This is a genomic window from Micromonospora sp. DT233, assembly GCF_049841815.1.
Taxonomy (GTDB): domain Bacteria; phylum Actinomycetota; class Actinomycetes; order Mycobacteriales; family Micromonosporaceae; genus Micromonospora.
This window is the reverse complement of the sequence record NZ_JBNCLB010000002.1, coordinates 735,333-747,967: the sequence shown is the minus strand read 5'-3', so window position 1 is coordinate 747,967 and position 12,635 is coordinate 735,333. Positions and strand designations below refer to the sequence as shown.

Annotated in this window: 12 protein-coding genes; 9 read left to right on the top strand and 3 right to left on the bottom strand. The window is 73.2% G+C overall.

Annotated features, from left to right (window positions below; genetic code table 11):
- The first annotated feature begins 72 nt into the window (after positions 1 to 72).
- Both ACLQ2V_RS07595 and ACLQ2V_RS07590 read left to right on the top strand, forming a co-directional pair.
- The gene (locus tag ACLQ2V_RS07595) at positions 73 to 1,008 is read left to right on the top strand and encodes an ATP-binding cassette domain-containing protein (protein ID WP_425717636.1); all 936 of its coding nucleotides are present in this window, start codon (positions 73 to 75) and stop codon (positions 1,006 to 1,008) included.
- Positions 1,005 to 2,591 carry an ABC transporter permease gene (locus tag ACLQ2V_RS07590; RefSeq protein ID WP_425717635.1) on the top strand — a complete coding sequence of 529 codons (1,587 nt, stop codon included), beginning with the start codon at positions 1,005 to 1,007 and terminating at the stop codon, positions 2,589 to 2,591. The genes ACLQ2V_RS07595 and ACLQ2V_RS07590 overlap by 4 nt, the downstream gene beginning before the upstream one ends.
- 137 nt (positions 2,592 to 2,728) lie before the next feature.
- On the opposite strand, the gene ACLQ2V_RS07585 is transcribed toward ACLQ2V_RS07590, so the two are convergent.
- Positions 2,729 to 3,064, bottom strand: a complete 336-nt coding sequence (locus ACLQ2V_RS07585) for an STAS domain-containing protein (RefSeq protein ID WP_425717634.1) — start codon at positions 3,062 to 3,064, stop codon at positions 2,729 to 2,731.
- Between the two features lie 177 nt (positions 3,065 to 3,241).
- Between ACLQ2V_RS07585 and hemL the strand changes: the two genes are divergently transcribed.
- The 7 genes from hemL (at position 3,242) to ACLQ2V_RS07550 (ending at position 10,826) form a co-directional block, all read left to right on the top strand.
- Positions 3,242 to 4,579 (top strand): glutamate-1-semialdehyde 2,1-aminomutase, encoded by a 1,338-nt coding sequence (gene hemL / locus ACLQ2V_RS07580; RefSeq protein ID WP_425717633.1) that lies wholly within the window; start codon positions 3,242 to 3,244, stop codon positions 4,577 to 4,579.
- Positions 4,580 to 4,593: 14 nt separating this feature from the next.
- The gene (locus tag ACLQ2V_RS07575; RefSeq protein WP_425717760.1) at positions 4,594 to 5,241 is read left to right on the top strand and encodes a histidine phosphatase family protein; all 648 of its coding nucleotides are present in this window, start codon (positions 4,594 to 4,596) and stop codon (positions 5,239 to 5,241) included.
- Positions 5,241 to 5,813: a TlpA family protein disulfide reductase gene (locus tag ACLQ2V_RS07570; RefSeq protein WP_425717632.1), complete on the top strand. Its 573-nt coding sequence runs from the start codon at positions 5,241 to 5,243 to the stop codon at positions 5,811 to 5,813. The genes ACLQ2V_RS07575 and ACLQ2V_RS07570 overlap by 1 nt, the downstream gene beginning before the upstream one ends.
- A complete protein-coding gene (locus tag ACLQ2V_RS07565) occupies positions 5,813 to 6,670 on the top strand; it encodes a cytochrome c biogenesis CcdA family protein (RefSeq protein WP_425717631.1) in 858 nt (285 codons plus the stop codon). Before ACLQ2V_RS07570 ends, ACLQ2V_RS07565 begins: the two co-directional genes overlap by 1 nt.
- Complete coding sequence (resB, locus tag ACLQ2V_RS07560; protein ID WP_425717630.1) at positions 6,670 to 8,334, top strand: cytochrome c biogenesis protein ResB; 1,665 nt, start codon at positions 6,670 to 6,672, stop codon at positions 8,332 to 8,334. The genes ACLQ2V_RS07565 and resB overlap by 1 nt, the downstream gene beginning before the upstream one ends.
- Positions 8,334 to 9,314 carry a c-type cytochrome biogenesis protein CcsB gene (gene ccsB / locus ACLQ2V_RS07555; RefSeq protein WP_425717629.1) on the top strand — a complete coding sequence of 327 codons (981 nt, stop codon included), beginning with the start codon at positions 8,334 to 8,336 and terminating at the stop codon, positions 9,312 to 9,314. The genes resB and ccsB overlap by 1 nt, the downstream gene beginning before the upstream one ends.
- Before the next feature lie 129 nt (positions 9,315 to 9,443).
- Complete coding sequence (locus ACLQ2V_RS07550; RefSeq protein ID WP_425717628.1) at positions 9,444 to 10,826, top strand: DUF1996 domain-containing protein; 1,383 nt, start codon at positions 9,444 to 9,446, stop codon at positions 10,824 to 10,826.
- A 65-nt stretch (positions 10,827 to 10,891) separates the two neighbouring features.
- On the opposite strand, the gene ACLQ2V_RS07545 is transcribed toward ACLQ2V_RS07550, so the two are convergent.
- A complete protein-coding gene (locus ACLQ2V_RS07545) occupies positions 10,892 to 12,256 on the bottom strand; it encodes a hypothetical protein (RefSeq protein WP_425717627.1) in 1,365 nt (454 codons plus the stop codon).
- Between the two features lie 119 nt (positions 12,257 to 12,375).
- Positions 12,376 to 12,510, bottom strand: coding sequence for a hypothetical protein (locus ACLQ2V_RS07540; protein WP_425717626.1), 135 nt, complete (start codon positions 12,508 to 12,510; stop codon positions 12,376 to 12,378).
- Positions 12,511 to 12,635: the final 125 nt, after the last annotated feature.

The window sequence follows — 12,635 nt, the reverse complement described above, 5'->3', positions numbered from 1 at the left end:
GGTCGGGTATCAGATCGTGCCCCGCCCTCCACAGTCTTCACAACTTTCTGAAACGACTGTAGCTTATGAATCATGCAAACTCCGATAGCGGTCTCCGGTCTGGTGAAGACCTTCGGCCGGACCCGGGCGCTCGACGGGCTGGACCTGACCGTCCAGGCGGGCGAGGTGCACGGCTTCCTGGGGCCCAACGGCGCGGGCAAGTCCACCGCGATCCGGGTGCTGCTCGGTTTGCTGCGGGCGGACACGGGGGCCGCCCGCCTCTTCGGCGGCGACCCCTGGCGGGACGCCGTCGCCCTGCACCGCCGCCTGGCGTACGTGCCGGGTGACGTGACCCTCTGGCCCCAGCTCACCGGCGGTGAGGTGATCGACCTGCTGGGCCGGATGCGTGGCGGCATCGACCGCGCCCGCCGTCACGAGCTGCTGGCCGCCTTCGAGCTGGACCCGCGTAAGAAGGGCCGGGCGTACTCGAAGGGCAACCGGCAGAAGGTCGCCCTGGTCGCCGCCCTGGCCTCCGACGCCGAGCTGCTGATCCTCGACGAGCCGACCTCCGGCCTCGACCCGCTGATGGAGGAGGTCTTCCAGCACTGGGTGGTCCGGGCCCGCGACGAAGGTCGCACCGTGCTGCTCTCCAGCCACATTCTCGGCGAGGTCGAGGCGCTCTGCGACCGGGTGACGATCATCCGCGACGGCCGCGCCGTGGAGTCCGGCACCCTCGCCGAGCTGCGTCACCTCCAGCGCACCTCCGTGGACGCCGAGCTGGCCGGGCCGCCGCGCGGGTTGGCGGAGCTCTCCGGCGTGCACAACCTGCGGACGGAGGGCCAGCGGGTCCGTTTCGACGCGGACACCCAGGCGCTCGACGCCGCGCTGCGCCGGCTCACCGAGATCGGCGTACGCAGCCTGGTCAGCCGGCCGCCCACCCTGGAGGAGCTGTTCCTGCGGCACTACGGTCCGGGCCCGGCCACCGGCTCGCCCGGCACCGCGTCGTCGTCCGCCGAGGTGACCCGGTGACCGGCACATGGCACCTGGTCCGGCTGATCCTGCGCCGGGACCGGGTGCTGCTGCCGATCTGGCTGCTACTGCTCGCGGTCCTGCCCGCCAGCTACGCCGCGACGTACGCCGCGCTGTACCCGACCGCCGCCCAGCGCGCCGAGTACGCGGCCGGCACCGCCGGGAACCCGTCGATCGTGGCGCTGCTCGGCCCCGTGTACGGCGACAGCGTCGGCGCGCTCGCCGCCCAACGGGCCGGGCTGCTGCACCTGATCGTCGGGCTGATCAGCCTGCTCGTGGTGGTCCGGCACACCCGCGCCGAGGAGGAGTCGGGCCGGCGGGAGTTGCTCGGCGCGACCGTGCTGGGCCGGCGGGCCGGGCTGGCCGCCGCGCTGGGCGTGACGTACGCCGCCGACCTGCTGCTCGGGCTGCTCGTCGCCGGTGGTCTGGTCGCCGTCGACCTGCCGGCCGCCGGGTCCCTGGCGTACGGGCTCTCGGTCGCCCTCGCCGGGGTGGCCTTCGCCACCGTGGGTGCCCTCGCCGCCCAGCTCACCGAGAGCGCGGCCGGGGCACGGGGGCTGGGCCTCGGCGCGCTCGGGGTGGCCTACCTGGTCCGGCTCGCCGGTGACGCGGGCGGGACGGAGTGGCTGAGCCTGCTCTCGCCGCTGGGCTGGGCGCAGCGCACCCACCCGTACTCGGGTGAGCGTTGGTGGCCGCTGGCGCTGCTCGCGGCGGGAAGCGCGCTGGTCGGGGCGGTGGCGTTGCGGCTCTCCGCGCGTCGGGACCTCGGGGCCGGCGTGCTGCCGCAGCGGCTCGGCCCGGCCGTCGCCGGCCGCACCCTGGCCGGCCCGTGGGGGCTGGCCTGGCGGCTGAACCGGGTGGCGCTGCTGGGCTGGACGGTCGGCGCGGCGGCCCTCGGCGCGGTGCTCGGCGGCGCCGCCGAATCGGCCGGGGACGCGGTGGACGGCAACGCCACCGTCGCCCGGATGATGGAGCGCCTCGGCGGCACGACGGGGATCGCCGAGGCGTACCTCGGGGCGACCCTGAGCGTCGTCGCGCTCGCCGCCGCCGGCTACGGCATCCAGGCCGCGCTGCGGATGCGGGCCGAGGAGACGGCCCAGTGGGCCGAACCGGTGCTCGCCACCGGGGTGAGCCGGCCCCGCTGGGTGCTCGCCCACCTGTTCTTCGCCCTGCTCGGCCCGGTGGTGATGCTGGCCGCGACCGGCCTGGCGACCGGGCTTTCCTACGGCCTGAGCGTCGGCGACGTCGCCGGCCGGGTGCCCCGGCTGACCGGGGCGGCGCTGGCCCACGTGCCGGCGGTCTGGGTGCTGGTCGGCCTGGCGGTGCTGTTGTTCGGTCTGCTGCCCCGGTTCAGCGTGCCGATGGCGTGGGCGGCGCTCGCCGCCTGCCTGCTGCTCGGCCAACTCGGCGCGGTGCTGGAGCTGAGCCAGTGGCTGCTGGACGTGTCCCCGTTCACCCACACCCCACCGGTGCTGGCCGCCGGCCCCATCCCACCCACCCCCCTGCTGGTGCTGACGACCACGGCCGCCACCCTCACCGCAACGGGCCTCCTAACCTTCCCCCACCGCGACCTAACCCCCTAACCCCCACCCCACCCCCACCCGCACCCCCGGTGTTGATCAAGAGGTTTGTGTCATCTTAAAGATCAAACTTGACACAAACCTCTTGATCAACACCGGGGGTGCGGGCGGGCCGGGGGGGGGCCAGGTGGGGGTGGGGGTTAGGGGGTGGGGGTGTCGTTGCGGATCATCAGGGCTGAGCGCAGGCCGGTGATGTCCAGGACGCGGAGGAGGAAGTCGCCGACGTTGGTCAGGACGAGCAGGCTCTGCGCGTGGCGGGTCTTGCGGCTGAGCACGACCAGGGTGCCCAGGCCCTGCGAGTCGCAGAAGGTGACCCCGCCCAGGTCGAGGATGATCCGGGCCGGCGGATCGACCAGCGCCTCGTTGACGACCGTCGAGAGTTGGGTGGCCGTGAGCATGTCGATCTCACCAGCAAGGCGAAGCACCACCTCATCGCCCGTCCGGTGTAGCGTGATGGACAGTTCGGCACGATCCACCCGGCCAGCCTAGCGTGAACCAGGCACCTCGGCCCGTCGAGGCGAGGCGGGGCGAGCCGTGGCGGTCCCGGCCGAGGCGCGTGACCCGGTCAGGCAGGCCTTTTTCGCGTGAGCCCGGTAACGCCGGCCAGGGGTGGCTGCCGATTCGTCGCCCGGCGCTGACAGAATGGCCGCATCGTGACCGACACCTTTCCCGCCGGATCCGGCCGTTACCCGGCCGACGCGCCGGCCTCCGAGGCCCTGTTCGCCCGCGCCCGCGCCCTCGTTCCCGGCGGGGTGAATTCACCCGTGCGCGCGTTCCAGGCCGTCGGTGGCACCCCGCGTTTCATGGTGCGGGGGGAGGGGCCCTGGCTCTACGACGCCGACGACCGGCGCTACGTCGACCTGGTCTGCTCCTGGGGCCCGCTGCTGCTCGGGCACGCCCACCCGGAGGTCGTCGCCGCCGTCCAGGCCGCCGCCGCCCTGGGCACCAGCTTCGGCACCCCGACGCCCGGCGAGGTGGAGCTGGCCGCCGAGATCGTCGACCGCACCCCGGTCGAGCAGGTCCGGCTGGTCAACTCGGGCACCGAGGCCACCATGTCGGCGATCCGGCTGGCCCGGGGCTTCACCGGCCGGTCGAAGATCGTCAAGTTCTCCGGCTGCTACCACGGGCACTCCGACGGGCTGCTGGCCGCCGCCGGCTCCGGCGTGGCCACCCTGGGTTTGCCGGACTCGCCCGGCGTGACCGGCGCGGCGGCCGGGGACACGATCGTGCTGCCGTACAACGACGTCGCCGCCGTGGAGGCGGCCTTCGCCGCCGAGGGGCCGCACATCGCGGCGGTCATCACCGAGGCGGCGGCCGGCAACATGGGCGTGGTCGCGCCCCGCGACGGGTTCAACGCCGAGCTCGCCCGGATCGCCCACGCCCACGGCGCGCTGCTGATCGTCGACGAGGTGATGACCGGGTTCCGGGTCTCCCGCGCCGGGTGGCACGGCCTCGACCCGTGCGACGCCGACCTCTGGACGTACGGGAAGGTCATGGGCGGCGGGTTGCCGGCCGCGGCGTTCGGCGGGCGCGCGGAGGTCATGGCGCGGCTCGCCCCGGCCGGCCCGGTCTACCAGGCCGGCACCCTCTCCGGTAACCCCCTGGCCTGCGCCGCCGGCCTGGCCACGCTGCGGCTCGCCGACGAGGCGGTCTACCGCAAGCTCGACGACACGGCCGCCGTCGTGGGCCGGCTCGCCTCCGACGCGCTGGCCGCCGCCGGGGTCCCGCACCGCCTGTCGTACGCGGGCAGCATGTTCTCGATCTTCTTCACGGACGCCGACGTGGTCGACTACGACAGCGCGCGGACCCAGCACGTCCCGGCGTTCAAGGCGTTCTTCCACTCGATGCTGGCCGACGGGGTCTACCTGCCGCCCAGCGCGTTCGAGGCGTGGTTCGTCTCGGCGGCGATCGACGACGCCGCCCTGGAACACCTCGCCGCCGCCCTGCCCTCGGCGGCGAACGCGGCGGCAGCGGCAGGCCACGGGAGGTAGCGGTGAGTGCAGCGGTGAGCAAGACGGTGGTGCACGTGCTGCGGCACGGCGAGGTCTACAACCCCGACCAGATCCTCTACGGCCGGCTGCCCGGCTTCCGCCTGTCTGAGCTGGGCGTGCAGATGGCCAAGGCGGCGGCCGAGGGGCTCGCCGACCGGGACGTGGTGCACGTGGTGGCCAGCCCGCTCGAGCGCGCCCAGCAGACCGCCGAGCCGATCGCCGCGCAGTTCAACCTGCCGGTCGGGGTCGACGAGCGGCTGATCGAGAGCGCCAACTGGTTCGAGGGCAAGAAGGTCTCCCCGGGCGACGGGTCGTTCAGCGACCCGCGCAACTGGTGGGTGCTGCGCGACCCGGTGACCCCGTCCTGGGGTGAGGCGTACCGGGCGATCGCGGAGCGGATGTTCGCCGCCCTGCACGCCGCCCGGCTCGCCGCCGAGGGGCACGAGGCCGTGCTGGTCTCCCACCAGCTCCCCATCTGGACGCTGCGCCGGCACGTCGAGCGCAAGCGGCTCTGGCACGACCCGCGTAAGCGGCAGTGCGGCCTGGCCAGCCTCACCTCGTTCCACTTCGACGGGGCCAAGGTGGCCGGGATCGGCTACAGCGAGCCGGCCGCCCACCTGATCGCCATCTCGCCGACAGCCCGGACGGCCAAGGGGGCCTGATGTCAGCCGGCAGGTGGATCGCGGGGCTCCTCGTGGCCGTGACGACGGCGGCGCTGGCCGGCTGCTCCGCCGACAGCTCCGAGGAACGCTGCGCGAACACCGAGGGCATCATCGAGTGCGCCCCCGACCAGCGTTCCGCCGCCCCGAAGCTGGCCGGCGAGCTGCTCACCGGCGGTAACTACGACGTGACGACCGATCGCGGCCAGGTGGTCGTGGTCAACTTCTGGGGCTCCTGGTGCGCCCCGTGCCGGGCGGAGGCCGACGACCTGGAGGCCACGTACCAGGCCACCAAGTCCTCCGGGGTGACCTTCCTCGGCATCAACGTGCAGGACAACCGGGACAAGGCCCTGGCCTTCGAGGAGGGCCGGGTCACGTACCCGAGCCTCTTCGACCCGCCGAGCCGGCTCGCGCTCGGCTTCGACATCTCGCCCACCACCATCCCGGCGACCGTCGTGCTGGACCGCGACGGCAAGCTCGCGGTGGTGATCCGCTCGGCGGTCACCCAGGACCGCCTGCGACCCGTCGTCGAGCGGATCGCCGCCGAGCGACCCGCCCCCGGCGGCCCCCGCTGATGGGCGAGACCTTCCACGAGCTGGCCCGCAGCGGTCCGCTGCTGCTGGCCATCGGCGCGGCGGCGCTCGCCGGGCTGGTCAGCTTCCTCTCCCCGTGCGTGCTGCCGCTGGTTCCCGGCTACCTGTCGTACGTCACCGGCCTGGCCGGCGCCGACCTGGAGGGCCGAGGGGAAGGCAGGGGGCGCAGCGGAGCCAAGGCGCGCGGCGCCACCGAGACCGCCGGCGGGGGCGTGGCGGTGCGGGAGCGGGTCGGGGAGCGGGGCCGGACGGCGGCGGCGGTCAAGGGCCGGGTGCTGGCCGGGACGCTGCTCTTCATCGCCGGCTTCACCGCCGTCTTCACCGCGACCGCGATCCTCTTCGCCAGCGTCGGCCGGGTCTTCATCCGGTACGAGCGGGCGCTGGAGATCGGCGCGGGCGCGCTGGTCATCCTGCTCGGCCTGGCCTTCGTGGGGGTGCTCCCCGGCCTGCAACGGGAGTTCCGCATCCAGCGGCTGCCCGCCGCCGGCCTGCTCGGCGCGCCGGTCTTCGGGGCGGTCTTCGCGCTGAGCTGGATGCCCTGCACCGGCCCCACCCTGGCGGCGGTGCTCGGGATGGCCACCCCCGGCGGGCAGACCGACCGGGCCGTGGTGCTCGCCGTGGCGTACTGCCTGGGGTTGGGGTTGCCGTTCGTCGTCTTCGGGCTGGGCTTCCACCGCCTGCTCGGGGTGTTTCGCGCGGTGCGGCGCAACAGCCGCTGGGTGACCCGGGTCGGCGGGGTGCTGCTGGTGCTGATCGGCCTGGCGCTGGTCACCGGCGGGTGGACGAACTTCGTGATCTGGTTGCAGACGACGGTCGGCGTGGGCGAGGTGAGCATCTGATGACGATCGTGGAAGATCGGCCCACGCCGCCGGCCGGGACGCCGCAGCGGCGGCGGCCCAACCGGCTGCTGGCGCTGCTGCGCAACTCGTGGCGGCAGCTCACCAGCATGCGTACGGCGCTGATCCTGCTCTTCCTGCTCGCCGTCGCGGCCATCCCCGGCTCGGTGCTGCCGCAGCGCGGGGTCAACATCGAAAAGGTCAACGAGTTCTTCGTCGAGCACCCGGAGCTGGCCCCGAAGCTGGACCGGCTGGGCGCGTTCGAGGTCTTCGGGTCGGTCTGGTTCTCCGCGATCTACCTGCTGCTCTTCGCCTCGCTGATCGGCTGCATCATCCCCCGGCTGCGCGACCACGTGCGGGCGCTGCGGACCAGGCCGCCGGCCGCGCCGAAGCGCCTGGAGCGGCTGCCCCAGCACGCCGAGCTGACGGGCGTCGACACCGACGCCGAGGCCGTCGCCGCCGAGCTGCGCCGCCGCCGCTGGCGGGTGGTGGTGCGCGGCACGGAGGTCTCCGCCGAGAAGGGGTACCTCAAGGAGACCGGCAACCTGCTCTTCCACACCTCGCTGATCGCCGTGCTGCTCGGCGTGGCCCTCGGCTCCTGGTACGGCTGGCACGGCAACAAGCTGCTGGTGGCGGGCGCGGAGAACCAGTTCTGCAACACCCGTCAGCAGTACGCCGAGGCCGATCTCGGCCCGCAGGTGGACTACGCCGACCTGCCGCCGTTCTGCCTGAGCCTGACCGGCTTCGACGCGCGGTTCCTCGAGTCGACGCAGCCGGAGTTCTACCGCGCCACGGTCGAGGTGGAGGAGATCGGCGGGTCCACCCGCACCGAGTCCTTCGCGGTCAACTCGCCGCTGCGCCTCGACGGGGCCAACGTCTACCTGCTCGGCCACGGGTACGCGCCGGTCCTGCGCTACACCGACCGGTACGGCAAGACCCAGACCAGCAGCTTCCCGTTCCTGACCAGCGGGGACGCCACCCTGACCAGCGAGGGCCTGGCGTCGTTCCCGGACGTCAACGTCGACCCGGTCACCGGCAGGCGGGACCCGAACCTGCAGGTCGCCTTCGAGGGGCTCTACCTGCCGACCGCCCCGCAGCAGGGGCCGTTCAACCGCTCCGAGTTCCCGGCGGAGCGCAACCCGGCGGTGGTCCTGGTGGCCTACCGGGGCAACCTGGGCCTGGACGCCGGCATCCCCGGTTCGGTGTACCAGCTCGACCAGCGCCAGGTCACCAACGGCAAGCTCAAGCAGGTGGGCGACAAGAAGCTGGCGGTGGGCGAGAAGTGGACCCTGGACGACGGCAGCGTGCTGGAGTTCGTCGGCACGAAGCCGTACGTCACCCTGTCGGTGCGCCACGACCCCGGCTCGACGCTGCTGCTGGTCAGCTCGGCGGTGCTGCTGGTCGGCCTGATGGGCTCGCTCTTCGGCAAGCGCCGCCGGGTCTGGTTCCGGGTGACGCCGGCACCCGCCGCCCCGGCGAGTGGATCTCCGACGAGCGGTAGTAGCTTGGTGGAGGCCGGTGGCCTGCCACGCACCGACTATCCAGGTTTCGCCGACGAGTTCGCCCAGCTCGTCGCCGCCATCGGCGGCGACGGAAGGCCGGGCGCTCCGGGCGGCGAGGGCCGCGACGAGGGCGACCCGGTCGGGACGCGAGAAGGAGCGCAGTGATGTCCGCACTCTCCGACCAGCTGGTCACATTCGCGATCCTGGGATACCTGGTCGCGATGATCTGCCACGCCGTCGAGTACGCGGTGGGCAACGCCCGCGCCGTCGCACCGGCGGCACCCGCCCGCGAGCTGGTCGGCGCGGGGGTCGGCGCCCCCGGCGGTACGACGGTGGAGCCCGCCGCCCCGGCCGCCGCCCCGCCCCGGGGCGGCCGGTTCGCCGACCGGGCCCGGTTGGCCGGGCTCATCGCGGTCGGGTTCACGGTGCTCGCCGCCGCGCTGCACCTCGCGGCCACGGTCACCCGCGGCATCGCCGCCGACCGGATGCCCTGGGGCAACATGTACGAGTTCGTGCTGACGATCTCGTTCATCGGCACGGCGGCGTGGCTGGCCGTGCTCGCCAAGCGCCCCTCGCTGCGCCGCCTCGGGCTCTTCCTCACCCTGGTGATGGTGCTGCTGCTCGCCTTCGCCGAGCTGAAGCTCTACGTCGAGGTGGTGCCGCTGATGCCGGCGCTGCGGTCGTACTGGTTCATCGTGCACGTGTCGACGATCAGCTTCTCGTCGGGCATCTTCCTGCTCGGCGCGGTGCCGGCGCTCGCGTTCCTGATGCGCAACGGCTACGAGCGGGGCAAGCGCAGCTTCCCGTACACGCTGGCCCGGCGGCTGCCGGCGGCCGAGGGCCTGGAGCGGCTGACCTTCACCCTGCACGCCTTCGCGTTCCCGGTCTTCACCTTCGCGGTGATCGCCGGGGCGATCTGGGCGGAAGCGGCCTGGGGCCGGGCGTGGGGCTGGGACCCGAAGGAGACCTGGGCGTTCATCTCCTGGGTGGTCTACGCGGGCTACCTGCACGCCCGCGCCACCCCGAGCGTGAAGCGGAACGTGGCGACCTGGATCGCCATCCTCGGCTTCGCCACCATGCTGATGAACCTCTTCGGGGTGAACTTCTTCTTCACCGGCCTGCACTCGTACGCCGGCATCGACTGATCCGAGAGGCAGTTTCCGCACCCCGGCGGCGCTGGGCAGCATTGACATACTTCGACGGTCGGCACAGAGTGGGTCCCTGAGAGAGCGCTCTTTATGGGGCCTTATCCGTACCGACGCGAAGGAGCCGCCATGCAGCGGTCCATTTCCCGCCCCGGCCGACGCCGGCGACTCCGTACCGTGGTGGTGAGTCTCGCCCTCGCCGCGCTGACGGGCACGTTCCTGGCCAACCAGGTGTTGCCCGGCGCCAGCGCCGCCGAGACCCCGCTGTCGCAGGGGCGGCCGGCGACGGCGTCGTCGACCGAGAACAGCGGCACGCCCGCCTCCGCCGCCGTCGACGGCAACCCGGCCACCCGCTGGTCGAGCGCGGCCGGGGACCCGCAGTGGCTCCAGGTCGACCTGGGCGGCTCGGCCACCGTCAACCAGGTGGTCCTCAACTGGGAGCGCGCGTACGCGATCGACTTCACCGTCCAGACCTCCGCCAACGGCTCGACGTGGACGACGGTCAAGACCGTCACCAACGGCACCGGCGGCGTGCAGACCCTCGCCGTCAACGGCACCGGGCGGTACGTGCGGGTGCACACCACCAAGCGCAGCACCCAGTACGGCGTGTCGCTCTTCGAGTTCCAGGTCTTCGGCACCGGGGGCGGCCCGATCGGCGCGGGCTGGATCAAGATGGACCAGGCGAAGTGGAGCGCCCAGCTCGCCGAGTTCAACGCCATGCGCATCAACCCGGCCCCCGCCAATGCCGTGCGGGTTCCCGAGTTCAACGCCACCTGCACCTACAGCCACTCGAAGAAGGACGACCCGATCGTCTTCCCGGGCCTGCCCGGCGCGTCGCACATGCACAGCTTCTTCGGCAACCGTGGCACCGACGCGAACAGCACCACCGAGAGCCTGCTCGGCAACACCGCGACGAGCTGCGGGCCCGCCAAGGACCTCTCCGCCTACTGGATTCCCACCCTGTACGAGCGCGGCGTCGCCGTCGAGCCGAGCAACGAACTCGTCGTGTACTACGGCTCGCGCCTGGACGACCCGACCAAGACCGTGCCGTTCCCGCAGGGATTCCGGATGATCGCCGGTGACGCGAAGCGGCAGGTGGCCACCCCCGATGGAGCGCCCAACCAGTTCTGGTGCGCCGGCGACGGCGGCTCGATCGGGCGTAGTACCGACGGCAACTGGCCGATCTGCGCGCCGACCGCCAACCTGACCTATCAGCTCGTCTTCCCGGACTGCTGGGACGGCATCCACCTGGACAGCCCCGACCACAAGTCCCACGTCGGGAACGCCGTCAACGGCAGGTGCAGCGGCGCGTTCCCGGTCGCGATCCCGAGCATCTCGTTCGTCTTCGGCTACGACACCAAGGGCAGCGCCGCCGGCTTCACGCTGGCCTCGGGCATGGCCTCGTCGATGCACGGCGACACGTTCTTCGCCTGGGACAACGCGGCGCTCGGCCACCGGGTCAAGGACTGCATCGTCCAGAAGGCCAAGTGCAACACGGCCGGCAACTTCTGACCTGACGCAGTCTCGGAAGGGCCCCGGCCGGGAGCCGGGGCCCTTCCGTCAGCTCACTCGGTCGGTCAGCTCACCGTCACTGCGGCCACGTCGTTGGCCGGGGCGTCGTCGACACGCGGGTACGGGTTGGCCCGCACCTCGCCCGCCGCGCCGACCGGGCCGTCGATCCGCAGGTCGAACGCCACGGTGAAGGTCTCGCCGGCGGCGAAGAGCAGCCCCGGCTTCCCGCAGTACCAGTAGAGGGGCGGCCCCTCTTCCTCCTCGCTGCCGCCCGGCGCGCATCCCCCGCCCGGCTGGCTCGTCACGGTGGTCCCCGCCGGCGGGGTGAACCGGAAGCTGGCCGCCCCGCCGCCGGAGACGCTGTCGTCGGGCACGCCGGGGCCGTCGTTGCGGATGCCGACCTGGACCCGGACGGTGTCGCCGACCGCCCCGGTGGCGGCGGCCCCGAGGGCGACCACGTCGAATGTGCCCCGGATGTCGCGCAGGTAGTACTGCCCCCAGGGGTCGTTCTGCCCGGCCGTCAGGACGCTCACCGGGTCGCCGAACGCCCGCAACCGCAGCTGGCGGTCCGACTCCCGGCGGGTGAGCGTGACCCCGGCGGGCAGCGGCCCGGCGGTGGCCAACGGCTCGACGAACTGCAGTGCCCGCTTGTCGCCCAGCGCGGCCGGGGTGACCGTGGTCGCAACGCCGCCCCGCAGCTTGTAGCGCTGGCCCGGGACGAAGCTGCCGCGCACGGTGCAGACCATCACCGTGGTGAGCAGCATCGGGTCGGTGCCGTAGCGGCAGTTGCGGTAGGCCGCCGGGACGAGCCCGACGGAGAAGCGCAGGGTCAGCCGCAGGTCCTCGGCGGCCTCCCCGCCACCGTTGACCACCGACACCGGCACGTTGACGGTGTCGCCCACCGCCGGCCCCGGCACGTACGCGTCGACGAGGCTGATCGGCACGGGACCGGCGGCCACGGTGACGGCGGCCTGCTGCGCCTGCGGCTCGACCCGGTCGGCGGCGACCGTGTAGCCCAGCGTGCCGGTCGTGCCGGCGGTGGCACCGGCCAGGGCCCGCAGCACCACCGGCACCGTGCCCTCGACGGTGCCCCACTCGTCGGGCGTCGCCGTCGGGGGCATCGGGCAGGTCACCGTGCTGGCCGAGGTGACACACCAGCTCGGGAAGGTGGCGGCGGCGACGCCGGCCAGGCCGGTCAGGTCGAAGCTGACCCGGGGATCGGTGGCCCCGGTGCTGCTCAGGCGCAGCTCGGCCGTCCGGCCGGGCGCGCCCGGCGTGCCGACGGTGATGTCATCGAGCCAGGCGCTGACCCAGCCCGGGTCGTCCTCGGCCGCAGCCGGGGCGGCGACGCCGGCCACGGCGGTCGCCGCGACCAGCCCCGCCACGGCGAGGCGGGCGGCCCAGCCGCGTGGAACGCGCACAGATCCCATCGATCTCCTTCGTCAGGGAACCGGCCCGGGAGATCGGCGGTCGTGCCCGCCGGCCGAGTCGGTGCCCTGATCCTAGGGGTCGGGGGTGACAGTTCCAGCCGCGTTCTCCCACTCGGTGATCATGGCCGGGGGCGGCTCGGTGCCGTCAGGACCGCGTCCACCTGCCGGGTGATCTGGTAGGCCACCTCCGGCACGTCGGCGAGCTCGATCCGCTCGGCGCGCAGGGCCAGTTGGGCGTGCAGTTCCCGGGACACCGCGTCGCGGATCCGGACCAGCAGGGGGAGAGGCCGTCGGGGTCGCCGGAGACGTACGCGTCGCTCATGCCCCCATCGTGCCGCCCGGTCGTTCGTCCGGTCAGCCCCGACCCGGTGCCGCAGAA

What these genes read in the sequence shown, in the direction of transcription:
- ACLQ2V_RS07595 (WP_425717636.1), top strand. Translation starts at nt 73, where the DNA reads ATGCAAACTCCGATAGCGGTCTCCGGTCTGGTGAAGACCTTCGGCCGG.
- ACLQ2V_RS07570 (WP_425717632.1), top strand. Translation starts at nt 5,241, where the DNA reads ATGTCAGCCGGCAGGTGGATCGCGGGGCTCCTCGTGGCCGTGACGACG.
- ACLQ2V_RS07565 (WP_425717631.1), top strand. Translation starts at nt 5,813, where the DNA reads ATGGGCGAGACCTTCCACGAGCTGGCCCGCAGCGGTCCGCTGCTGCTG.
- resB (WP_425717630.1), top strand. Translation starts at nt 6,670, where the DNA reads ATGACGATCGTGGAAGATCGGCCCACGCCGCCGGCCGGGACGCCGCAG.
- ccsB (WP_425717629.1), top strand. Translation starts at nt 8,334, where the DNA reads ATGTCCGCACTCTCCGACCAGCTGGTCACATTCGCGATCCTGGGATAC.
- ACLQ2V_RS07550 (WP_425717628.1), top strand. Translation starts at nt 9,444, where the DNA reads ATGCAGCGGTCCATTTCCCGCCCCGGCCGACGCCGGCGACTCCGTACC.
- ACLQ2V_RS07545 (WP_425717627.1), bottom strand. Translation starts at nt 12,256, where the DNA reads ATGGGATCTGTGCGCGTTCCACGCGGCTGGGCCGCCCGCCTCGCCGTG.